The 20809-nt window shown below is 70.2% G+C and carries 23 protein-coding genes; 9 read left to right on the top strand and 14 right to left on the bottom strand.

Annotation, left to right across the window (positions count from 1 at the left end; genetic code table 11):
• The first annotated feature begins 36 nt into the window (after positions 1-36).
• Together ABZV40_RS04470 and ABZV40_RS04465 are read left to right on the top strand one after the other, a co-directional pair.
• A complete protein-coding gene (locus ABZV40_RS04470) occupies positions 37-417 on the top strand; it encodes a PPOX class F420-dependent oxidoreductase (protein ID WP_355435619.1) in 381 nt (126 codons plus the stop codon).
• Between the two features lie 251 nt (positions 418-668).
• Positions 669-1370 (top strand): Clp protease N-terminal domain-containing protein, encoded by a 702-nt coding sequence (locus ABZV40_RS04465; RefSeq protein WP_355435617.1) that lies wholly within the window; start codon positions 669-671, stop codon positions 1368-1370.
• On the opposite strand, the gene priA is transcribed toward ABZV40_RS04465, so the two are convergent.
• The 6 genes from priA to ABZV40_RS04435 all read right to left on the bottom strand — a co-directional run bounded on the left by priA (position 1336) and on the right by ABZV40_RS04435 (position 6476).
• Positions 1336-2067, bottom strand: a complete 732-nt coding sequence (gene priA, locus ABZV40_RS04460; protein WP_112273060.1) for a bifunctional 1-(5-phosphoribosyl)-5-((5-phosphoribosylamino)methylideneamino)imidazole-4-carboxamide isomerase/phosphoribosylanthranilate isomerase PriA — start codon at positions 2065-2067, stop codon at positions 1336-1338. The two genes, ABZV40_RS04465 and priA, sit on opposite strands and share 35 nt — an antisense overlap.
• Positions 2064-3272, bottom strand: coding sequence for a hypothetical protein (locus ABZV40_RS04455; protein ID WP_355435613.1), 1209 nt, complete (start codon positions 3270-3272; stop codon positions 2064-2066). Before ABZV40_RS04455 ends, priA begins: the two co-directional genes overlap by 4 nt.
• Complete coding sequence (hisH, locus tag ABZV40_RS04450; RefSeq protein WP_355435610.1) at positions 3269-3904, bottom strand: imidazole glycerol phosphate synthase subunit HisH; 636 nt, start codon at positions 3902-3904, stop codon at positions 3269-3271. The genes ABZV40_RS04455 and hisH overlap by 4 nt, the downstream gene beginning before the upstream one ends.
• Before the next feature lie 10 nt (positions 3905-3914).
• Positions 3915-4727, bottom strand: coding sequence for a hypothetical protein (locus ABZV40_RS04445; RefSeq protein ID WP_355435607.1), 813 nt, complete (start codon positions 4725-4727; stop codon positions 3915-3917).
• Positions 4728-4920: 193 nt separating this feature from the next.
• Positions 4921-5814 (bottom strand): transketolase C-terminal domain-containing protein, encoded by an 894-nt coding sequence (locus tag ABZV40_RS04440; RefSeq protein ID WP_355435604.1) that lies wholly within the window; start codon positions 5812-5814, stop codon positions 4921-4923.
• On the bottom strand, positions 5814-6476 hold the full coding sequence (locus ABZV40_RS04435) for a thiamine pyrophosphate-dependent enzyme (protein WP_355435601.1): 663 nt from the start codon (positions 6474-6476) through the stop codon (positions 5814-5816). Before ABZV40_RS04435 ends, ABZV40_RS04440 begins: the two co-directional genes overlap by 1 nt.
• A 55-nt stretch (positions 6477-6531) precedes the next feature.
• On the opposite strand from ABZV40_RS04435, the gene soxR reads away from it, so the two are divergent.
• Positions 6532-6996 (top strand): redox-sensitive transcriptional activator SoxR, encoded by a 465-nt coding sequence (gene soxR, locus ABZV40_RS04430; protein ID WP_355435599.1) that lies wholly within the window; start codon positions 6532-6534, stop codon positions 6994-6996.
• Here soxR and ABZV40_RS04425 read toward each other — a convergent pair.
• On the bottom strand, positions 6940-7815 hold the full coding sequence (locus tag ABZV40_RS04425; protein ID WP_355435596.1) for an alpha/beta hydrolase: 876 nt from the start codon (positions 7813-7815) through the stop codon (positions 6940-6942). The two genes, soxR and ABZV40_RS04425, sit on opposite strands and share 57 nt — an antisense overlap.
• A gap of 52 nt (positions 7816-7867) precedes the next feature.
• Here ABZV40_RS04425 and ABZV40_RS04420 point away from each other — a divergent pair, with 52 nt between their 5' ends.
• The gene (locus ABZV40_RS04420) at positions 7868-8392 is read left to right on the top strand and encodes an RNA 2'-phosphotransferase (protein WP_355435593.1); all 525 of its coding nucleotides are present in this window, start codon (positions 7868-7870) and stop codon (positions 8390-8392) included.
• The gene (locus ABZV40_RS04415; RefSeq protein ID WP_355435590.1) at positions 8389-8991 is read left to right on the top strand and encodes a class I SAM-dependent methyltransferase; all 603 of its coding nucleotides are present in this window, start codon (positions 8389-8391) and stop codon (positions 8989-8991) included. Before ABZV40_RS04420 ends, ABZV40_RS04415 begins: the two co-directional genes overlap by 4 nt.
• On the opposite strand, the gene ABZV40_RS04410 is transcribed toward ABZV40_RS04415, so the two are convergent.
• The 5 genes from ABZV40_RS04410 to hisD form a co-directional block, all read right to left on the bottom strand.
• A complete protein-coding gene (locus ABZV40_RS04410; RefSeq protein ID WP_355435588.1) occupies positions 8978-11617 on the bottom strand; it encodes a hypothetical protein in 2640 nt (879 codons plus the stop codon). The two genes, ABZV40_RS04415 and ABZV40_RS04410, sit on opposite strands and share 14 nt — an antisense overlap.
• A gap of 132 nt (positions 11618-11749) precedes the next feature.
• The gene (locus ABZV40_RS04405; protein WP_355435586.1) at positions 11750-11905 is read right to left on the bottom strand and encodes a hypothetical protein; all 156 of its coding nucleotides are present in this window, start codon (positions 11903-11905) and stop codon (positions 11750-11752) included.
• Complete coding sequence (gene hisB, locus ABZV40_RS04400) at positions 11905-12504, bottom strand: imidazoleglycerol-phosphate dehydratase HisB (protein WP_112273084.1); 600 nt, start codon at positions 12502-12504, stop codon at positions 11905-11907. Before hisB ends, ABZV40_RS04405 begins: the two co-directional genes overlap by 1 nt.
• The gene (locus ABZV40_RS04395; protein ID WP_355435583.1) at positions 12501-13607 is read right to left on the bottom strand and encodes a histidinol-phosphate transaminase; all 1107 of its coding nucleotides are present in this window, start codon (positions 13605-13607) and stop codon (positions 12501-12503) included. Before ABZV40_RS04395 ends, hisB begins: the two co-directional genes overlap by 4 nt.
• Positions 13604-14920: a histidinol dehydrogenase gene (gene hisD, locus ABZV40_RS04390; protein WP_355435580.1), complete on the bottom strand. Its 1317-nt coding sequence runs from the start codon at positions 14918-14920 to the stop codon at positions 13604-13606. The genes ABZV40_RS04395 and hisD overlap by 4 nt, the downstream gene beginning before the upstream one ends.
• A 133-nt stretch (positions 14921-15053) precedes the next feature.
• On the opposite strand from hisD, the gene ABZV40_RS04385 reads away from it, so the two are divergent.
• Entirely contained in the window at positions 15054-16352 is a 1299-nt protein-coding gene (locus tag ABZV40_RS04385) for a M14 family metallopeptidase (protein ID WP_355435577.1), read from the top strand.
• Here ABZV40_RS04385 and ABZV40_RS04380 read toward each other — a convergent pair.
• Complete coding sequence (locus ABZV40_RS04380) at positions 16333-17457, bottom strand: aminotransferase class V-fold PLP-dependent enzyme (RefSeq protein ID WP_355435574.1); 1125 nt, start codon at positions 17455-17457, stop codon at positions 16333-16335. The two genes, ABZV40_RS04385 and ABZV40_RS04380, sit on opposite strands and share 20 nt — an antisense overlap.
• A gap of 33 nt (positions 17458-17490) precedes the next feature.
• On the opposite strand from ABZV40_RS04380, the gene ABZV40_RS04375 reads away from it, so the two are divergent.
• Positions 17491-17982 carry a hypothetical protein gene (locus ABZV40_RS04375; RefSeq protein WP_355435571.1) on the top strand — a complete coding sequence of 164 codons (492 nt, stop codon included), beginning with the start codon at positions 17491-17493 and terminating at the stop codon, positions 17980-17982.
• Here the strand turns inward: ABZV40_RS04375 and ABZV40_RS04370 are convergent.
• Positions 17975-19474: an ABC transporter substrate-binding protein gene (locus ABZV40_RS04370; RefSeq protein WP_355435568.1), complete on the bottom strand. Its 1500-nt coding sequence runs from the start codon at positions 19472-19474 to the stop codon at positions 17975-17977. The two genes, ABZV40_RS04375 and ABZV40_RS04370, sit on opposite strands and share 8 nt — an antisense overlap.
• Before the next feature lie 25 nt (positions 19475-19499).
• Between ABZV40_RS04370 and ABZV40_RS04365 the strand changes: the two genes are divergently transcribed.
• Entirely contained in the window at positions 19500-20273 is a 774-nt protein-coding gene (locus tag ABZV40_RS04365) for a carbon-nitrogen hydrolase family protein (RefSeq protein ID WP_355435566.1), read from the top strand.
• 5 nt (positions 20274-20278) lie between these two features.
• A complete protein-coding gene (locus tag ABZV40_RS04360) occupies positions 20279-20686 on the top strand; it encodes a cupin domain-containing protein (protein ID WP_355435563.1) in 408 nt (135 codons plus the stop codon).
• The last annotated feature ends 123 nt before the right edge of the window (positions 20687-20809 follow it).

Genomic DNA, 20809 nt, shown 5'->3' with positions numbered 1-20809 from the left:
CTACAAGCCGCCCTTCCGGGACTACGCTGCGACACCATGATCACCGAACTGGGCCGCGGCGACTACCTGCTGCTGACGACGTTCCGCAAGGACGGCACCCCGGTGCCCACTCCGGTCTGGGTCGCTCCCGGCGACACCGACGACGTGATCTACGCCTGGAGCGCCAAGGAGACCGGCAAGGTCAAGCGGATCCGGCGCAGCGGCGACGTGGAGGTCGGGCCGTGCGACTTCCGCGGCAACCCCAAGGGCGAGTCGGTCAGGGCACGCGCGAGGCTGCTCGACGACAACGCGAGCGACGACGTCCGTGCGCGCATCGTGAAGAAGTACGGCTTCATGGGCTGGTTGACCATGACGGGCAGCAAGCTGCGCCGCGGCCGCACGGGCACGATCGGCATCGAGATCACTCCGGCGAGCTGAACAGTCAACGTGGCGTCAACGTTGATTCGACGGATCAACATTGACTTAACGTTGACGTCGTCGGATCAACGTTGAGCAGACCGGGTCAACGTGTACTCGGCTGCGTGTTCACTCAGTTCCGCCCAGCTGACAACGTTGTCGTCTCACCTTGAGTGCCCGCGTCAACGTTGATCTGGCTCGTCAATGTTGACTGAATGTTGACCGTCAACCCGAGGTTGACCCACTCCTCATCGTCAACCTAAAGTTGACGCATGATCCAGTTGACCGACCTCATCGTCGCGGTGGCGAGGGAGGCCGACGAGGCACTGCCGCGCCTGGCGAAGGCGGTGGAGATGAGCGGTCAGCTCAACGAGCTCGGCGACCACCTCATCGGCCACTTCGTCGACGAGGCACGGCGCGGCGGCGCGAGCTGGTCGGAGATCGGCGAGAGCCTGGGCGTCTCGAAGCAGGCCGCGCAGAAGCGGTTCGTGCCCAAGGAGTCGCCGGAGCTCACCAAGCCGTCGATGGAGCGCTACACCCAGCGCTCCCGCCGGGTCATCGCCCTGGCACGGCACCACGCGCGGTTCAGCGAGCGCATCGGCACCGAGCACCTGCTGCTCGGCCTGCTGGACGAGTCCGGCGGGCTCGCCGCCAAGACCATCGCGAAGCTGGAGTCCGGCGACGGCAGCACCCGCATCGCGGTCCTGCACCGGCTCGACAACGAGGCCAAGCAGCGGCCCGAGAAGCAGCCGTACACGACGCACTGCAAGAAGGCGCTCGAACTGGCCGTCCGCGAGGCGTTGCGGATGGGCCACATGTTCATCGGCACCGAGCACATCCTGCTCGGCGTGCTGCTCGAACGGGACGGGACCGCGGCCGACGTGCTGCACTCCACCGGAGTCACGCACGCGGCCGCGGCCGCTCACGTCGAGAACGTGGTCAACGGACCGCAGCGAGTGCTTCCGGGAGCGTGAAAGCACCGGCGTACAGGGCCTTGCCGATGATCGAGCCCTCCACGCCGTCGCGCGACAGCTTCGCCAGCGCGACCAGGTCGTCCACAGTGGACACACCGCCGGAGGCGATGACGGGGGCGTCGGTGCGGGCGCAGACCTCGCTCAGCAGCTCCAGGTTCGGGCCGGTGAGCGTGCCGTCCTTCGACACGTCCGTCACGACGTAACGCGCGCAGCCGTCGCGGTCGAGCCGGTCGAGGACCTCCCAGAGGTCACCGCCGTCCGACGTCCAGCCGCGGCCCTTCACCCGGTGGCCCTGCTCGGTGATGCGGACGTCCAGGCCCACGGCGATCTTCTCGCCGTGCGCCGCGATCGCCTTCGCGCACCACTCCGGGTTCTCCAGCGCGGCGGTGCCCAGGTTCACGCGGGCACATCCGGTGGCCAGCGCGGCCTCCAGCGACGCGTCGTCGCGGATGCCGCCGGACAGCTCGACCTGCACGTCCAGCTCGCCGACGACGCGGGCGATCAGCTCGCGGTTCGAGCCGCGGCCGAACGCCGCGTCGAGGTCGACCAGATGAATCCACTCAGCCCCGTCGCGCTGCCACTGCAGCGCCGCGTCGAGCGGCTCGCCGTAGTTCGTCTCGGTACCGGCTTCGCCCTGCACGAGGCGGACAGCCTTGCCATCAGCCACGTCAACAGCGGGGAGGAGTGTGAACGTCACCCACCCAGCCTAGCGTCCCCCAGCACGAGCGCGGCCACGCGCTCCTGGGCGTCCGCGGTGCGCGCGAAACCGGGCGCGACGGGCGTGACCAGGAACCCGGCGAACCTCGGGTGCTGCCGCGCGAGCGCGAGATGCAGGTACTGCCTGCTCGCGAGAGCGTCGTCCGTCCGGTCCGCGCACGGTGCCTGCGGCGACCCCTCCGGCAGCAGGAAGAGCTCCTTGCCCGGTGCGCGTTGCTCCAGCTTGACCATCGTGGCTTCGATCTCGTCGTAGCCACCGCAGTGGTCGTCCAAGCCGACCCAGTCGACCTCGGACGGCACCGCGAACGTGTCGTCGATCGCGGAACCAGGCGCGGCGAACAGGATCTTCTTGCCGGGGAACCGCTTCCTCATCTCGCGCGCGGTGCCGGCGTCGGAGACCGCGAACCCGTCGGCTCCGCGCTGCTCCGCGCCCGGCTCGACCAGGGTGAGGTTGCTGTGCCCGCGCACGTCCTGGGCGCGGGCGCCGAGGTAGCCGTAGAAGCGCAGTGCGGAACCGGGCGGCTTGCGCAGGTCGCCGGAGTCGAGCGCCGCGATCCGCAGGTCGTCGACGAGGCTCGCGGCCGCGGGGCTGCCGGCGCCGAGGTAGACCCACAGCCTGCCGGTCGGCACCGCGGTGCCGAGCGTGATCTTCCGCTGCTCGCCGTCGACCGCGAGGTCGAGCGCGGTGCCGGCGAGCCGCAGCGTGACGCCGAACGTGGCGCGTGGCCTGACCGACGAGCGGACCACCGGCCGGCCCGGCTGCGAGATCTCCACGCTTCCGTTGGGGCGCAACCGGAAACCAAGATCTATGTCCTGACTGGACGGGTCACCGGTGCTGTTCGCCGACCGGGCGAGCACGATCGACGACCACCCGTCCGCGGCCGGGGTGAGCTTCGCCGAGAGCGTCGAACCGGTCGAGGGCGCGTCGAGGCGCACGGCTGTCCGGGTGCCGCGCAACGACAGCACCCCGGGCTGCCTCGGGTCGTTGACGTGCACGGACTCGCCCGCGACCAGGCTGTACGTGACGGCACCGGTGCCCTGGCGCTGCTTGAGGTTGTCGTTCAGGCCGTGCGTCAGCTCCGTGTGGACGGCACCGTCGAAGTTGTCCTGGAACGGTGCCGGCGCGGCGTCTGCCACACCGGGCACGGCCGTCAGCGCGGCTACCGCCAGCAGTCGGATGATCACGACAAGGTAGTCAACCAGTTCCGCAGCAGCTGCGCTCCGGCGTCACCCGATTTCTCCGGGTGGAACTGGGTCGCGGACAGCGGGCCGTTCTCGACCGCCGCGACGAACTCGTCACCGGCGTGGTCGGCCCACGTGACCAGCGGCGCCTTGATGTGGTCGGCCGGCTCCAGCTCCCACTTGCGCACGCCGTAGGAGTGCACGAAGTAGAACCGGGTGTCCTCGTCGAGTCCCGCGAAGAGCTGCGAGCCCTCCGGTGTGCGGACGGTGTTCCAGCCCATGTGCGGCACGATCGGCGCTTCGAGCCGCTCGACCGTGCCCGGCCACTCGCCGCAGCCCTCGGTCAGCACGCCGTGCTCGATGCCGCGCTCGAACAGGATCTGCATGCCCACGCAGATGCCGAGCACGGGACGGCCACCGGCGAGGCGCTCGCCGATGATCCGGGCGCCGCGCACCGAGTTCAGGCCCTCCATGCACGCGGCGTAGGCGCCGACACCGGGGACGACCAGGCCGTCGGCCTCGCGCGCCGCCTTCGGGTCCGCCGTCACCTCGACATGGGCGCCGACCCGCTGAAGCGCGCGCTCGGCCGAGCGCAGGTTGCCGGAGCCATAGTCAAGTACGACGACACGTGCCACGACCACCAGGTTAGTCGGTGGGGGCGGCACCCTGCGTAACCGGGATGACCGGCAACACGGTGTTGATCGGTTTGCGGGCGACCGCGCCCTTGCGCACGACCCCGGCCAGGCCGAAGAAGGACAGCATGAGCACCACCACGACGAACTTCACCCACACCGGCGTGGGCAGTGCGAACAGGAGGAACACCGCCACGAGGCAGAACAGGAGCTGCGCGCGCCCGAACCACGACGGCAGCCCCGGTGGCGCGAGCGTCTCCAGCCACTGGTCCGCCCTGCCCTGCTCCACGAGCCCGGCGACCTGGGCCACGTCCGGCAGCCCGAGCGCGGTGAACAGCTTCGGCACCACGGCGGCACCGTCGTGGTGGGCACGCAGCAGGTCCGCCACCGCGTTCAGGTCGGCCTGCGGCGCGGCCTTGGCGAACCGTTCGACGTAGGTGGCCTGTGCCGTGTCGCGGTCGCGGAAGTCGGAGAACTTGCCGAACACGCGCTGGTACCACCGGCCGACCGGACCGTGCCGGTTCGCCTCGGTGCTGAGGTGCTGCACCTGAGCCGCCGAACCCCAGGACCACCCGAGTGAGACCCGCGCGACCGCCGGGTAGACGATCGCCGAGTCGGAGTTCCAGACCGCCGCCACCGCACGGGTACCCGTGATCCGGCACGCCCTCGCCACCGCACCCAGGGCGTCGAGCTGCCTGGACCGCGGGGAGAACAGCAGCACCGTGCCGGACTGCACCGGGATGAGCGCCGCGGGACCGATGCTGGCGTCGTGCATGGACTTCTGCAGCTCGGCGGCGTTCGACGGGGTCCAGATCAGCATTCTCACGCGCGACATCATTCCTTGTCGGCCGGCCAGGTCCAGGCCGACATGCCAGGAACACCGCGCTCGCGCGCTTGGCGTCCACACGAGAGAGGACGCACGACCAGGCATCGTGCCTGATCGTGCGCCGACTTCATCCTCAAACGGCGCGAGAAGGCGCGCCGGTCCAGTCATCCCCCATGACTGCGAACATGTTTCTTCACCCCCTGAAGAAACTCCGCACAGCGCTCCCCAGTCCGACCACGTCGAGATCATGAGCGGCGTCGTGGTCCTCGGCCGTGCCGTAGTTGCGGAGCTCTGCGTGTCGTTTGACGCCTATACAACGCACACGGTGCGGAATTAGTTGCAACGCTTCGGAAATCAGATGAGCTGAAGTTCCCTCGAGGTACGGCTCGACCACCATGACGTCGGCGTGGTCGGTCTCTTGCACCGCCGCGAGCAGTCCGTCCGAGTCGAACGGTCGGACCGTGGCCGCGTACAACACCGTGACGTCGGCGTTTTCCGAGTCGACCGCCTTCAGCACCCGGTCGAGCATCGGTCCGACGGCGAGCACCACACCGCGTTTTCCGTGACGCAGCGCGGTGAATCCCTCACCCACCGGATACGCCTGCGAGTTCTCGTGCAGCGAAAGCCTGACGTAGACCCGGTTGTCGTCCTTGAGCGCCTGCCGCAGCAACGGCGTGACCTCGTCCGGATGGCCGGGCACGTGCACAGTCCAGCCGGGCAGCGTGTCGAACAACGCCACGTCGCCCGGCGACTGGTGCGTGCGTCCCCACACCGGGTCGTCATAGGACGCGCCGATGCTCACGAACACCGCGCCGACGTCCTGATGGCCGATGTCGAGCTTGATCTGCTCGTACGGCCGTTCAACGAGAAACGGCGCGTAGCTGTGCACCACCGGCCGCAGCCCGGTTAGCGCCAGACCGCCCGCGACACCGACCATGGTCTGTTCGCGGATCCCCACGTCCACCACGCGTTCGCGGTCCTGCGGGAACTCGCTGCTGGAGATCACCGCGGTGACCACGGCGACCCGCGGGTCGTTGTCCAGCTCCTCGTTGACGGTCTTGATGAACGCCTGGCGCATCGTCGTCATCAGCGGCTCTTCTCGATCTTGGCGACCACCGCGTGCGGGCGGTCGTGCGGCGCGGTCAGTGCGGTGTGGATGGCCTCGTGGTCACGACCGTCGATCTCGGCGGTCTGCCAGCCCTCGACGGCGAACCGCCGCGCGATGCCACCGGGCCACCCGTGCATGGCGGACTGGTTGTCGATGACGATCGCGGTGAGGTTCGCGACGCCCAGCCGAGCCGCCACCGCGATCGCCTCGTGGTTGCTGCCCTCGTCCAGCTCACCGTCGCCGACCAGCACGAACGTCCGCCCCGGGCTCTTGCGGATCCGCTGCCCGATCGCCGTGCCCACCGCGATCGGCAGCCCGTGCCCGAGTGAGCCGCTGCTGATCTCCACGCCTGGGACGAGCACCCGGTCGGGGTGCTGGCCGAGCGGGCTGTCCCACGACGTCCAGTCGTCCAAAGTGGACTCGTCGATGAACCCCTTCTCCGCCAGGACCGCGTAGTACGCCATCGGCCCGTGCCCCTTGGAGAGCAGGAACCGGTCGCGGTCGGGGTCGTCGGCGGTGGCGGGCGTGACGTTGAGAACGCGGTCGTAGAGGACCCAGAGCACGTCGATCGTGGAGGCCGCCGCCCACTCGTGCTTCTCGTCCCCGGTCATCCTGGCGAAGAGCTCCGGTATCCGTTGCATGCCACCAACTGTTCAACCTCGACCAAGCTGGAGGTCAAGCGGCTACCATGATCCGGTGAGCAAGTTGCCGGAAATGCTGACCATCGGCCAGGTCGCCGAGCGCAGCGGCGTCCCCCACACCGCGCTGCGCTTCTACGAGGACCGCGGCCTCATCGCGTCCGTCCGCACCGCGGGCAACCAGCGCCGCTACCAGCGCTCGGTGCTGCGCCGCCTCGCCTTCATCCGCACCGCGCAACGCGTGGGCCTCACCCTGGAGGACGTCCGCGACGCGCTCGCCCAGCTGCCGGACAACCGCACGCCGACCAAGTCCGACTGGGAACGCCTCTCCCGTTCCTGGAAGACCGAGCTCGACGCCCGCATCGACGCCCTGTACCGGTTGCGCGACCGGCTGACCGGCTGCATCGGGTGCGGCTGCCTGTCGCTGCGCAGCTGCGCCCTGCAGAACATCGACGACGAGCAGGCGTCACACGGCCCCGGCGCGCCCCGCCTCAAGCCCGTCCTCGAAGGCGGCACCCGTTAGCCACCCCCGCACGGCCGCGAGATAACCGTCGGGGTCGTCGACGTGCAGCATGTGTCCCGCCTCCTCCAGCACGACGGCTCGGGCCCGCGGGATCAGCGCCAGCGTCGGCTCCACCAGGCCGACCGGGAACGTCATGTCCTGTCGTCCGTGCAACAGGAGCACCGGGATGCCCAGCTCCGCGATCCGTTGCGCCGCGTCGGGGAGCCGCACCGGGGCGAGGGTGCCGGCGAGGAACGGCCGCACCCACTCGGCACCGAACCGGACCTCCTCCAGCCGCCGCAGGTAACCGGGCATCGCCCCGGCACGCCGGATGTTGGCGGGCGCGGCCGCGAACGCCTCCGCGCGCACGCACTCCTCCGGCGACAGGTCCTGCCGCTGCCAGGGATCTTCCTGACGCGCCAGGACCGCGTCCCGTTCGGCCCATCCGGCGAAGGCGTCCGGCGGCACCGGCAGCACGCTGCTGCCCGAGACGATCAGGCTGCGCACCCGTTCCGGATGACTGATCGCGAGCCGCTGCGCCACCGTTCCGCCGTACGAGTGCCCCAGCACGTCCGCGCGCTCGACGCCGAACGCGTCCAGCACCCGCACCAGATCCCGCACCACGTCGTCCGGGTGGTACTCCCGCACCCGCTCCGACCTGCCGCACCCGCGCAGGTCCGGCAGGAGCAGCCGGCGGTCCAGCCGTTCCAGCGGGTCGCGCAGATAGCTGTGGTCCCAGTCGGGCCCACCGTGGATCGCGAGCAACGCCCGCTCGTCGCTCCCCTCCTGCCACGCCACGAAGATCTCGGCCTCACCCGGCACCCGCCGCTCTCGCCACACGGGGTCCATCGAACCGCAAAACCGGTGGACGCGCCGTGGTTTCCTGTGAGCGATGGAAGAAGACAGAATGATCCGCCTCTCGAAGCGGATGTCCAAGGCGCTGCGGCACAAGCCGGAGCGCGTCGGTCTCACCCTCGACCCCGCGGGCTGGGTGCCGGTGACCGACCTGCTGACCGCCCTCGGCATCACCGAGGCCGAGCTGCGCGAGGTCGTCGACAGGAACGACAAGAAGCGCTTCACGATCGACGGCGACCGCATCCGCGCCAACCAGGGCCACAGCGTCGAGGTGGACCTCGGCCTGCCGGCCGCGATCCCGCCGGACACGTTGTTCCACGGCACGGTCGCGCAGTTCCTCGACGACATCATGCGCGACGGCCTGCGCCCGATGTCACGCCACGACGTGCACCTCTCGCCCGACCGGGAGACGGCGCGCCGGGTGGGTGCGCGGCGTGGGCGGCCAGTGATCCTCACGGTGGACGCCAAGGCGATGAGCGATGCCGGGCACGAGTTCCGGCTCAGCGCCAACGGTGTCTGGCTGACCGGCCACGTCCCGGCCCGCTACCTTGACGCATCGTGAAGAAGATCGTCGAGGCCGGCTACGACGCGATAGCCGAGCACTACCTCTCCTGGTCCGCCCAGATCGCCGACGACCCGCGCCTGCGCTACCTCGAAGACTTCGACGGCCGCCTCGGCGACAACGCCCAGGTCCTCGAGCTCGGCTGCGGCGCGGGCATCCCGGTCGCGAGGAAGCTCGCCGAACGCCACGACGTCCTCGGCATCGACCTGTCGCAGCAGCAGATCGAGCTCGCCAGGGCCAACGTGCCCGGCGCGCGGTTCGAGAAGGCCGACATGACGCAGCTCGACTTCCCGGACGGCACGTTCGACGGCATCGCCGCGTTCTACTCGATCCTGCACGTCCCCCGCGCCGAACAACCCGGCCTCATCGCGAAGATCGCGCGGTGGCTCAAGCCCGGCGGGTTCTTCCTGGCCTCGCTCGGCACCGGGACGCCGGACGTCACCGAGACCTGGCTCGGCGTCGAGATGTTCTTCGGCAGCCACACCCCCGAGAAGAACCGCGAGCTGCTGGCCGGCCATCTGGAGATCGTCACCGACGACCTCGTGACCATGCACGAGCCGGACCCGGCCACGTTCCACTGGGTGCTCACCCGCAGGTGAGGTCCGCGGGCGGCTCCGTGCCGACGAACCGCCGCCACTCCGCGGAAGTCAGGGCACGGCCGGCGGACGCGCAGGCCGTGCGCACCCAGTCGTCCTCCGCCAGGTCCCACCGGAACAGCGGCAGGTCCGACACCGCGGTGACGACGGTCCGGTCGTCCGCGAACGCCATGCCCGCCCGGCCGAACCGGTCGCGCTCGCCGACCACCGGCACCTGGCCGACCAGCTCGCCGCTCACCAGGTCCGTCACCACCAGCACGTAGTCGCGGCGCAGCTGCGTGACCAGCGTCGTGCCGGGGTTCACCGCGATCCCCGGCAGGTAGGCGGGATCGCGCGGAACCGTGCGGCGCAACGAGGTACCCGCCGCATCCCACACCTCGACCGACCTCGCCCGTTGCACCACCAGGCTGTCGGACGTGAACGCCACCGCAGAAGCCGCACCGGGGAGCTCACGCCGCGTACCCCCAACGGTGTCGACGAGCACCACCGAGTCCTCGGTGGCGACGGCGGCTCTCGACGCGTCGGCGCTCACCGCGGCGGACAGCGAGCCCTGCCGCCCCAACGGGACAGTGCGCGCCGACGCCAGTGAAGTGCCCTCGAACACCTGCACGTCACCGAGCTCGTTCACCGTGACCAGCCGCTGCTCGTCCGGTGCCACGCCCATCGCCGACACGCGTTCGCCGATCACGTCTCCCTGCCACCGCACGGACTTCCGCAGGCCGTCGCGCACGTCCCAGATCTCGCCGATGCCCTCCGGCGAGGTCACGACGAACACCTTGTCACCGGCGGAGTTCCACACCACCGGGCCGAACCCGCTGGGCGGGCTGACGGACTCCGCGGACGTCCCCACCGCGACCCCGGAACCCGCTGCGACCGCGAACTTCCCGTGCGACGACGAGATGAGAGGCGGCGGGCAGGCGCGGCACGACAAGGGAACCCGCGTGGGCAGCGCCGAGCCGAGGCGCGTGTTGCGGGTCAGGTCCCACAGCACCAGCCGGTCGCGCGTCGACGAGACCAGGCGGTCGTCGCCGCCCAGGAACTCCACGAACGACGTCTCGCTGTTGCCCTCCAGCTGCAGCCGTTCGCCCGCGGCCGGGCCGGTCGTGTCGTAGACGTGGATCGAGCCGGTGTCCGCGACGGCCATCCGCGTACCGTCGCCGGCGATCGCCACGGCGGCAGGGTCGGCCCTGCCGTCCGGCAGCAGGAAGTCCTGGGTGTCGAAGCCGTACGCGGGCTGGGTGGTGTGCCAGACCCTGCTCGTGCCCTTCGCCGAGTAGCCGAAGTAGTCGCCGTTGCCCGAGAGGCCGACCGCGAAGCCACCGGCCGGCACCGCGTTGCCCGCCGCGGTCGCCGTGACGTCCAGTGTCGAGGGCGCCCGGCGGACCCAGTCGAAGAACGACACCTCCAGCAGCACGTCCTCGCTCGGCAACCTCAGCAGGTACACCGGGTAGCCGGTGTCGTCGCGCTCGGCCCGCCGACCCGTCTGTCCATCGTGGACGATCCGGTGGCCGCGGGTGCGACCGTCGGCGTCGGCGTTCTCCCGGACCGTGCTGTACACGACGGTGAACCGGCCCGACGGCGACACCGCGACCAAGCCGTCCTTGAGATCCGGCGTGCCGAACTGTTGCGTGGCACCGGAACTCACCTCCCAGCGCAACGCCGAGCCCGCGCCGAAGGCCGCGACCACGCCACCGTTCGCGCTCGTCGCCACCGCCGTCACCGGGCGCGTGCCGACCCGTTGCTCGGCACGCCTGCCCGAAGCGAGATCCACCCGGACCACGCGGCCGTCCTCGGTGCCCGCGACCGCGACCTTGCCGTCGGCGGACGACGCCAGCGCGGACACCTCACCACCGACCGGCACGTACCGGTCGAGCTGCGGACCGGCCGTCAACGACGAGAACAACGCGGCACGGGTCTGCGCGTTCGGCTCGACCCGGTACGCCTGCGCCGCGAGCACCTGGCTCAACGCGAGATCGGTCCGCAGGTTCGCCATCGCGGCCGACGCGAGGCCGCGCGCGGTCGCCGCACGAGCCTGCGCCTCTGCGGAACCGCGCTGGCCCACCACCACCAGCCCGGCGACCAGCAACGCGACGGTGAGCAGCACCAAAGCTCCGCGAGCTAACCGCACGGTCTGGCGGTGCTGCCGGGCGTGCTCGCCGACGAGGTCGTCCTCGGGCACCCCGCGCACCGCACTCGCGATGGAGGCCACGGCCTGGCGCAGCCGCGGGTTCGAGTCGTCGACGGGCCCGGCCGCACGGAGGTCGACCCAGCGCGGGTCCTCGCCCAGCGCCCTGCGCACCGCGGGCGGCACCGACCGCGCGTACTCGCCGGACGTCAGCACGACGAGGATCTGCCGCGCGGACCGGTGTTCCAGCCACCACGCCAGCTCGCGCCCGACCCGCTCCGACGCCGCCGCTTCCGGCGAGGCCAGCAGGACCAGCCGGCGCGAGCGGCTCAGGGCCGGTTCGATCGACGACCAGTCACCGGTGCCGTCGAGGAACACCCGTGCGGCGCGCAGCCGGTACCAGGGCTTGGCGAACCGCTGCACGCCGCGCCGGAGCACCGCGGCGAGCGGGCCGTCCAGAGCCCGGCCGCACGAGAGGAACGCGTCGTAGTCAGGCTCGCTCACGGGTCCGGATTCTGTCGGTTCGGAACTGAATGAGCCAGCGAGCCCGGCGGCCCGGGTGCTCGATGAAGGGCTCATTCATCCACCTGAGGTGGAACAAGGAGCCCTTCATCGAGGACGGCCAGGGCCAGGTGGTCAGATGAGCCAGAGAACCGCGCCGCCGACCGCGAGCACGATCAGCACCAGCAGGATGACCGCCATGAACCTGGCGGTCTTCCACGTGGTGTAGACGCCACCGGCCAGAAAGCCCGCGAGGGCCAGCAGGCCGATGACGACGACCTCTTTCGGCATCAGAGCACGCCCTTGGTCGACGGGATGCCGCCGACGCGCGGGTCCGGCTCGACGGCCGCACGCAGAGCGCGCGCGATCGCCTTGTACTCGGCCTCCGCGATGTGATGCGGGTCGCGGCCGTACTCGACGCGCACGTGCAGCGCGATCTGGGCGTGGAAGGCGAGCGACTCGAACACGTGCCGGTTCAGCACGAACGGGTAGTTGCCGCCGATCACGAACGAGTTGAACTGCTCCGGCTCGCCGCGGTGCACGGTGTAGGGGCGGCCGGAGACGTCGACCGCCGCGTGCGCGAGGGTCTCGTCCATCGGGATCCAGCAGTCGCCGAACCGGCGGATGCCCTTCTTGTCCCCCAACGCTTCCCGCAGCGCCTGGCCGAGCACGATCGCGATGTCCTCGACCGAGTGGTGGGCGTCGATCTCGACGTCACCGGTCGCGCGGACGATCAGGTCGAAGCAGCCGTGCACGCCGAACGCGGTGAGCATGTGGTCGTAGAACGGCACGCCGGTGCTGATCTCGACCTGGCCGGTGCCGTCCAGGTCGATCTCCACGTAGACCGACGACTCCTTGGTGGTGCGCTCCACCTTGCCCACACGGCTCACCGGCCGACCTCCTTGCTGGCCGCGAGGAAGGCGTCGTTCTCCTCGGGCGTTCCGATGGTCACCCGCAGGTGACCGGTGATTCCGACGTCCCTGATGAGCACGCCGTGGTCCAAATAGGACTTCCAGGTCTCGCGGGCGTTCTCGAACCAGCCGAACAGCACGAAGTTCGCGTCCGAGGGCACGACCTGGAAACCCATCTCCTTCAGCGCCGCCACGACGCGGTCGCGCTCGGCGGCGAGCAGCGCCACCGATCCCAGCGTCTCCGCGGCGTGCCGCAACGACGCCCGCGCGGCCGCCTGCGTCAGCTGCGACAGGTGGTACGGCAACCGCACCAGCTGCAGCGCGTCGACCACGGCCGGCGCGGCGGCGAGGTAGCCCAGCCGGCCGCCCGCGAAGGCGAAGGCCTTCGACATCGTGCGCGAGACGATCAGCCGCGAGCCGTACTCGTCGAGCAGCTTGATCGCGCTCTCCTGCGGGGAGAACTCCGCGTACGCCTCGTCGACCACGACCATGCCGGTGGACGACGCGATCAGCAGTCGCAGGTCCGCGAGCGGGATCGACTGTCCCGTCGGGTTGTTCGGCGACGTCACGAACACGATGTCCGGCCGCGTCTCGGCGACGATCGCGGCGGCCTTCTCCACGTCCAGCGAGAAGTCCGCGCGGCGCGGCGTCGGCACCCACTCGGTGCGGGTGCCGGCGGCGATGATCGGGTGCATCGAGTACGACGGCTCGAAGCCCAGCGCCGTGCGGCCGGGACCGCCGAACGCCTGCATGATCTGCTGGAGGACCTCGTTGGACCCGTTGGCGGCCCACACGTTCTCGGCCGTCAGCGGCACCGACGTCGCCTCGGCCAGGTACGCCGCCAGGTCCTCGCGCAACGCCACCGCGTCGCGGTCCGGGTACCGGTGCAGCTCACCCGCGATCTCCGCGACCGCCGCCACGACGTCGGCCGCGAGGGCGTCCGTCGGCGCGTAGGGGTTCTCGTTGGTGTTCAGGCGGTACGGCACGTCGAGCTGCGGCGCGCCGTAGGGCGTGCGGCCGCGCAGATCCTCGCGCAGGGGCAGGTCGGAAAGCTCCACCCGTGCGCCGACGACTGGCTTCATCGCGCGAACCTCGCTGTCACGGCCTGCCCGTGCGCGGGCAGGTCCTCCGCGTCGGCCAGCGCGACGACCTTGTCCGCGACCTCGCGCAGTGCTTCCTCGGAGTATTCGATCACGTGGATGCCGCGCAGGAACGTCTGCACGGACAGCCCCGACGAGTGCCGCGCGCAGCCACCGGTCGGCAGCACGTGGTTCGAGCCCGCGCAGTAGTCGCCGAGCGACACCGGCGAGTGCGCGCCGACGAAGATCGCGCCGGCGGACCGGATCCGCGCCGCCACCTCACGTGCGTCGGCCGTCTGGATCTCCAGGTGCTCCGCGGCGTAGGCGTCGACGACCCGGACGCCTTCGTCCACGGAGGACACCAGCACGCACCCGGACTGCTTGCCGCTCAGCGCCGTGCGGATCCGCTCGTGGTGCTTCGTCGCACCGATCTGGCGCTCCAGTTCGGCGTCGACGCGATCGGCCAGCTCGACGGAGTCCGTCACCAGCACGGACGCGGCCAGCGGGTCGTGCTCGGCCTGGGAGATCAGGTCGGCGGCCACGTGCACCGGGTCGGCCGTGGCGTCCGCGAGGATCGCGATCTCGGTCGGCCCCGCCTCGGAGTCGATGCCGATCAGCCCGCGCAGCAGCCTCTTGGCCGCCGTCGTGTAGATGTTGCCGGGACCGGTGACGATGTCGACCGGGGCCAGTTCGCCACCGTCGGTGTCCACGCCGCCGTGCGCCATCAACGCCACGGCCTGCGCACCACCCGCGGCCCACACCTCGTCGACGCCGAGCAGTGCGGCGGCGGCCAGGATCGCCGGGTGCGGCAGACCGCCGAACTCGGCCTGCGGCGGCGAGCACACGACCAGCGACTCGACGCCGGCGATCTGTGCGGGCACGACGTTCATGACGACCGTCGACGGGTACACGGCGAGGCCACCGGGCGCGTAGAGACCGACGCGCGCGACGGGCACCCACTTCTCCGTGACGGTGCCGCCGGGCACGACCTGCGTGGTCGTGTCCGTACGTCGCTGGTCGGCGTGCACGCGCCGGGTGCGCGCGATGACCTCTTCCAGCGCCTCGCGCACGGCCGGGTCCAACGAGGACAAAGCGGACGAAATCTCGGAAGCGGGCACTCGGACGGAACCGGGACGAACGCCGTCGAACTTCTCGGTGTACTCGAACACGGCCTCGACGCCGCGCTCCGCCACCGCGTCCACCACCGGCCGCACGTGATGCAGCACCGCGTCCACGTCCACCTCGGCGCGCGGCACAACGGCGCGCAACTGAGCAGGGGTCGTGGTGCGACCTCGCAGGTCGATGCGGCTGAGCATGCCCTACAGGGTAGTTCCTGCCGAATTCTGTCAACCGTCAGCCCGCGAACGGCGCTACCTCAGCGAGTGACACCCCAGCCACGCTCGGTCGAGCACAACTCCGTCGTAAACCCCTGCTGATGATGGAGGATCAATGTTCAACAAGCGCCGCGGTCTCGTGGCCGCAGTGCTCGGACTCAGCCTGCCGCTGCTGGTGGGCACGAGCGCCCCGACCCAGGCAGCCGGTTCCGGCCGCACGGTCTACGAGATCACCGTGCGGAACGTCGAGCAGCTCAGGCAGGTCGTCTACACGGGCACCGACCTGATCGACGAGACCACGAACGGTCCGGTGACCGTGATCGCCAGCGCGGCGGAGGCCCGTGCGCTGCGCAGGACCGGGTTGCCGATGAAGTACATCGGTGACGCCGAGGCCGAGTTCGCGAAGCTCGGCAAGGTCGACTTCACCGACCCGGTCCCCGGTCAGGTGACGACGCAGGACTTCCCGTCCGGCTACACCGGCTACCACAACTACGCCGAGATGAAGGCCGAGCTCGACAAGACCGTCGCCGCCCACCCGAACCTCGCGAAGCTCTCCAGCATCGGCAAGTCGTACGAAGGCCGCGACCTGTGGATGCTGAAGATCAGCAACAACCCCGCGGTCGACCAGGCCAAGCCCGAGGTCATCGTGACGTGCAACCAGCATGCGCGTGAGCACCTGACCGTCGAGATGTGCCTGCACTTCATCCAGCGCCTCACGGACGGTTACGCGTCGAACGCCTCTCTCAAGGCGCTCGTCGACTCCCGTGAGATCTGGGTCATCCCGAGCGTCAACCCGGACGGTTCCGAGTACGACATCGCGTCCGGCTCGTTCCGCGGCTGGCGCAAGAACCGCCAGGGCCCCGGCACCGACCTGAACCGCAACTGGGGCTACAAGTGGGGCTGCTGCGGCGGATCCAGCGGCAGCACGTCGTCGGACACCTACCGCGGCACGGCGGCGTTCTCCGCGCCGGAGACCGCCCGCGTCCGCGACTTCGTGAACTCCCGCGTGGTCGGCGGCGTGCAGCAGATCAAGACGAACCTCGACTTCCACACCTTCTCCGAGCTGGTGCTCTGGCCGTTCGGCTGGACCACCAACAACACCGCGCCCGGCCTGGACGCGAACGAGGAACGCGCGTTCCGCACGCTCGGCCAGCAGATGGCCGCCACCAACGGCTACACGCCCGAGCAGTCGAGCGACCTCTACATCACCGACGGCACCATCGACGACTGGATGTGGGGCCAGTACAAGATCTGGTCGTACACCTTCGAGATGTACCCGAGCAGCGGCGGCCTCAACGGCTTCTACCCGCGTGACAACGTCATCGCCGCGCAGACCAGCCGCAACGACCAGGCGACCGACCTGTTCCTGCAGTACTCCGACTGCGTGAAGCGGGTCATCGGGCAGACCTGCTGATCCTCTCCAGGGCCTGGTCGATCTCCTCAGGTGTGACGAAGTAGTGCGGGGAGGCCCGCACTACTTCGTCCAGGCCCCGCTTCGTCATGTCGATCATCGTCGACCCGCGCAGCGACACCGTCACGGCCACGTTCTGCGCCCACAGCCGTTCCTTGAGCTCCAGCGCGGGCACGTGCTCGGACGTGAAGGTGACGATGCCGGACTGCCGTTCGCCGAGATCCCGCACGGTGATGCCGGGGATGGCGCGCAACCCGTCGCGCAAGCGCTTGGCCCGGTCCGCGACCTCGGCCTCGATCACGTCCATGCCCCTGTCGAGGGCGTACCGCGCGGCGGCGATCAGCCCCAGCCGGTCGGCGACGCTGAACTCCCACAGCTCGAACACCCGCGCGTCGTCGCGCGGCTCGTACCGGTCGAGCGCGGCCCACGCGGCGGCGCTGTGGTCCATCAGCCGCGGCCGCAGCTTCTTCCTGACCTCGTCGCGCACGACCAGCGCGCCCGTGCCGCGAGGCCCGCGCAGCCACTTCCGCCCCGTGCAGACGAGCATGTCGTAGTCGTACCCGCGCAGGTCCAGCTGACCGGTCGACTGGCAGGCGTCGAGCAGCACCAGCGCGCCTGCCTCGCGGGCCTTCGCGGTCACCTCGTCGACCGGGTTGACCAGCCCGCCGTTCGTGGGCACGTGCACGAGCGAGATCAGCTTGACCCGCTCGTCCAGGTTCAGCGCCTCGACGTCGAGCTGCCCGTACCGGTCGGACGGCATCACCTCGACGGTCGCGCCGGTCTCCTCCGCGCGGCGCAGCATCGCCACGGCGTTGCCGCCGTACTCGACCTCGGTGACCAGGATCCGGTCACCTTTCCGCAGCTCAACGGCGTCGAAGGCGGTGAGCCACGAGCGGGTCGCGCTGTCGGTGAACGCGACCTCGGACGGCTTGCAGCCGAAAAACTCGGCCATCACGCCGTAGCCGGCTTCCAGGTCGTCACGGCGTTCGGCGGCGGCCCGGTAGCCACCGATCTCGGTCTCCCTGCGCAGGTGCCCGACCACCTCGTCGACCACCGGTGCGGGGGCGATCGACGAACCGGCGCTGTCCAGGAAGATCAGGTCGCTCACGCCCGCACTCTGCCACGAAATAGGCTCACCGCCATGGTGGAGATCCCCTACGGCAAGCGCATGCGGCCGCGGTACTGGCGGTTCCTGATCATCACGGCGGTCGGGATCGCGTTGGTCGCGTTTGCGCTGGACATCCCGTGGCTGCTCATCACGTTGATCGTGCTCGGCGTGCTGAACACCATCGTGTGTGTGGGTGCTCTCTACGTCCTGCACAAGCAGCCGCACACGATCTCCGACGACGAGCTGCGGTTGCGCCAGCTGGGGTTCTTCGACTGGCGCATCCCGACCGCGGACCTCGGCACGGCCCAGGTCGCCGAGCGCAGCCACACAGGCCGGCGCAGCGTCGAGGTGATCGGCGACTCGCTCGTCATCCAGTCGCTGACCAGGACGAACGTGTCGGTGCCGTTCCACGAGCCGCAGCTGGTGAACCTCGGCAAGACCGGCGTGCAGCGGGTCGAGCGCGTCGAGTTCTGGGCGGACGACCCGCAGCGAGCCGTCCGCGAGATCAACGCCAGGACTACTTAGGCTCCCACTTCTCCAGGTTCCACCACGGACCCCAGGCCAACGCGCCGTAGGAGTTCGGGTCGACCACGGGCTGATAGCCGTTCCACGAGTCACGCATCACGTACGCGTGCTCGGGGAAGACCAGCACGGCCATCGACGGTGCCGCGACGAACGCCTGCTGGAAGAGCTTGTACGCCACCGCCCGCTGTGCCGGGTCGATGAGCCTGCGCCCGTTCTCCAGCGCCGCGTCGGCCGCCGGGCTGCCCTGACCGCGCAGGTCGTAGAGCATCAGGTCCGGGTCGAACGGCGAGCCCTCGCCGTAGAGCAGCGCGTCCTGGGCGATGCGCGGCCGGATCGCCTCCCACGACAGCCCGGCGAGCTGCACGTCCACGCCCACCGCCTTGGCGTCCGCCGCGAACGCCGTGGCCAGGTCGGCGCGCAGGTCGTCACCGAGCGGGTACATCAGCGTGAAGCGCGCGGGCACGCCGTCCTTGACGCGGATGCCGTCCGCGCCGGGAACCCAGCCGGCCACGTCGAGCTGGCGAGCGGCCTCGGTCTTGTCGTAGCGGAACTTCGCGGTCGGGTCGAACTCCTCGGCCAGCGCGTCCGGCACCGGCGTGTAGGCGATCGTGCCCTTGCCGTCGAGCAGGCTGTCGATCATGCCCTGGCGGTTCGACGCGTAGTTCAGCGCGAGCCGGATGGCGGCGTTGCCGGTGACCGGGTTGGCCGACGGCAGCCGCACCGCGCGGTAGTCGGCGCTGCGGTGGTACCGCACGACCAGGTCCGACTTGCCGGTGAACTGCGTCGCGATCTTGGGCGGCAGCACCGTGCCGTCGAACTCGCCGTCCCGCATGCGGCGCGCGCGCTGGTTGTCGTCGCTGACGAACACGACGGTCAGCTTCTTGACCTTGGGCGCGCCGTCGAAGTAGCTCTCGTTGGCGTCCAGCAGCAGCCGGTCGCCCTTCTTCCACTCGGTGACCTTGTACGGTCCGGTGCCGATCGGCTGACCGTCCGGCCTGGCCTGCTCGCGGGGCAGGATCCCGAGGGTGAGCAGGTGCGGGAACGCCTCCTGCGTCTGGTTCAGCGTGAAGCGGACCGTGGACGGGTCGACCTGCTCGACGCCCTTGAGCGTGCCGAACCGCTCCTTGACCGGGTTCTGCAGCGCGGCGGTGTAGGTGGCGACGACGTCCTCCGCGCCGAACGTGCTGCCGTCGGTGAACTTCACGTCGCCGCGCAGCTTGACCGTCCAGCTGAGCCCGTCCGCGGCCGGTTCCGGCAGGTCCGCGGCGAGCTGCGGCTTGAGCGAACCGTCCTGGCGGTGCTCGACGAGCCCGTCGTAGATCTTCGAGACGCCCTGCGCGCCGTAGCCGAGCAACGGGTTCAGCGTCGTCGGCTCGTCGCGGTCGGCGAGCACGATGGACGTGCCGTTCGTGCCACCGTCCGGGCGGGGTGCGGCGGTCTCGGTGCAGCCCGCGACGGCCAGCAACACGACGAGGAGCAGTGGGAGACGCACGGTTGGGGACCCTACAGTGATCCGCATGCGCATCGCTGTGAGTCAGATCAGCTCCACCACCGACCCCAGGTCCAACCTGGAACTGGTCCGCGACGCGGTGCGCAGGGCCGAGGGCGCGCGGGTCGTCCTGCTGCCCGAGGCGACGATGTGCCGCTTCGGCGTGCCGCTCGCTCCCGTCGCCGAACCCCTGGACGGGCCGTGGGCGGCCGCGGTGCACGAGATCGCCGCATCGCACGACGTCGTGGTGGTGGCGGGCATGTTCACCCCGTCCGGCGACCGCGTGACGAACACGATGCTGGTGACCGGACCGGACCTCCACCTGGGTTACGACAAGATCCACCTGTTCGACGCGTTCGGTTTCCAGGAGTCGCGCACGGTCGCGCCGGGTTCCGAGCCGGTGACCTTCGAACTGGACGGGGTGACCCTGGGCGTCGCCACCTGCTACGACATCCGCTTCCCCGAGCTGTTCCGGGCGCTGGCCGACAAGGGCGCGTCGGCGGTGCTGGTCGGGGCGTCGTGGGGTGCCGGACCGGGCAAGAAGGAGCAGTGGGAGCTGCTGGTGCGGGCGCGGGCGCTCGACTGCACGTCGTGGGTGGTGGCGTGCGGCCAGGCCTACCCCGGCGAACTGGGTTCCTCCGCACCGACCGGAATCGGGTACTCGACCGTCGCCGACCCGTTCGGCAACGTCGTCCTGCAGCTCTCCGGCCAGCCGGAGGTCGTGGTGACGGAAATCGACCCGAAGTCGGTGGAACAAGCGCGCGAAGTACTGCCGGTGCTGGCGAACCGACGGCTACGTTGACCTTCATGCGCATCGTTTCGGCCGTAGTGGCCGCTTTGCTGTTGTTCTCCGGCGTCGCCAACGCAACGCCCTCGCGCGGCGTCACCGGCAAGATCCTCGCCCAGTGGACCGCCGGCGACCGCGACTACGTCCTCCGCGAGATCACCATCGACGCCGGCGGCAGCACCGGCTGGCACCACCACGACGGCACGCTCTACGCCGTGGTGAAGCAGGGCGTGCTGACCCGCACCGAGTCCGACTGCACGACGAACTTCGTGAACCGCCGCGGCGACACGCTGATCGAGCAGCCGCACCAGGTGCACATCGGGCGCAACCTCGGCACCGAACCGATGGTGCTCGACGTGCTGTACGTGAACCCTGTCGGTGCGCCGTTGTCGCGTGACGAGGCGAACCCCGGCTGCTCCTTCGAGTGAGCTCGACCCCGGCTTGGCCCGAGATCACGGGAGTCCGCGTGCGCTGAGCACCGGTCAGGAGTTCTTTGCGTTACGCGCCCGAACGCAGCGCGCCAGGTGCTCGATGATGGGCTCCTTCCTCCG

The organism is Lentzea sp. NPDC004782, assembly GCF_040609115.1.
GTDB lineage: Bacteria > Actinomycetota > Actinomycetes > Mycobacteriales > Pseudonocardiaceae > Lentzea.
Note: the sequence above shows the minus strand (reverse complement) of the source record. Positions and strands in the feature narration are given on the sequence as shown.

What these genes read in the sequence shown, in the direction of transcription:
- ABZV40_RS04470 (WP_355435619.1), top strand. Translation starts at nt 37, where the DNA reads ATGATCACCGAACTGGGCCGCGGCGACTACCTGCTGCTGACGACGTTC.
- ABZV40_RS04465 (WP_355435617.1), top strand. Translation starts at nt 669, where the DNA reads ATGATCCAGTTGACCGACCTCATCGTCGCGGTGGCGAGGGAGGCCGAC.
- ABZV40_RS04440 (WP_355435604.1), bottom strand. Translation starts at nt 5,814, where the DNA reads ATGACGACGATGCGCCAGGCGTTCATCAAGACCGTCAACGAGGAGCTG.
- ABZV40_RS04435 (WP_355435601.1), bottom strand. Translation starts at nt 6,476, where the DNA reads ATGCAACGGATACCGGAGCTCTTCGCCAGGATGACCGGGGACGAGAAG.
- ABZV40_RS04420 (WP_355435593.1), top strand. Translation starts at nt 7,868, where the DNA reads ATGGAAGAAGACAGAATGATCCGCCTCTCGAAGCGGATGTCCAAGGCG.
- ABZV40_RS04405 (WP_355435586.1), bottom strand. Translation starts at nt 11,905, where the DNA reads ATGCCGAAAGAGGTCGTCGTCATCGGCCTGCTGGCCCTCGCGGGCTTT.
- ABZV40_RS04395 (WP_355435583.1), bottom strand. Translation starts at nt 13,607, where the DNA reads ATGAAGCCAGTCGTCGGCGCACGGGTGGAGCTTTCCGACCTGCCCCTG.
- hisD (WP_355435580.1), bottom strand. Translation starts at nt 14,920, where the DNA reads ATGCTCAGCCGCATCGACCTGCGAGGTCGCACCACGACCCCTGCTCAG.
- ABZV40_RS04385 (WP_355435577.1), top strand. Translation starts at nt 15,054, where the DNA reads ATGTTCAACAAGCGCCGCGGTCTCGTGGCCGCAGTGCTCGGACTCAGC.
- ABZV40_RS04375 (WP_355435571.1), top strand. Translation starts at nt 17,491, where the DNA reads ATGGTGGAGATCCCCTACGGCAAGCGCATGCGGCCGCGGTACTGGCGG.
- ABZV40_RS04365 (WP_355435566.1), top strand. Translation starts at nt 19,500, where the DNA reads ATGCGCATCGCTGTGAGTCAGATCAGCTCCACCACCGACCCCAGGTCC.
- ABZV40_RS04360 (WP_355435563.1), top strand. Translation starts at nt 20,279, where the DNA reads ATGCGCATCGTTTCGGCCGTAGTGGCCGCTTTGCTGTTGTTCTCCGGC.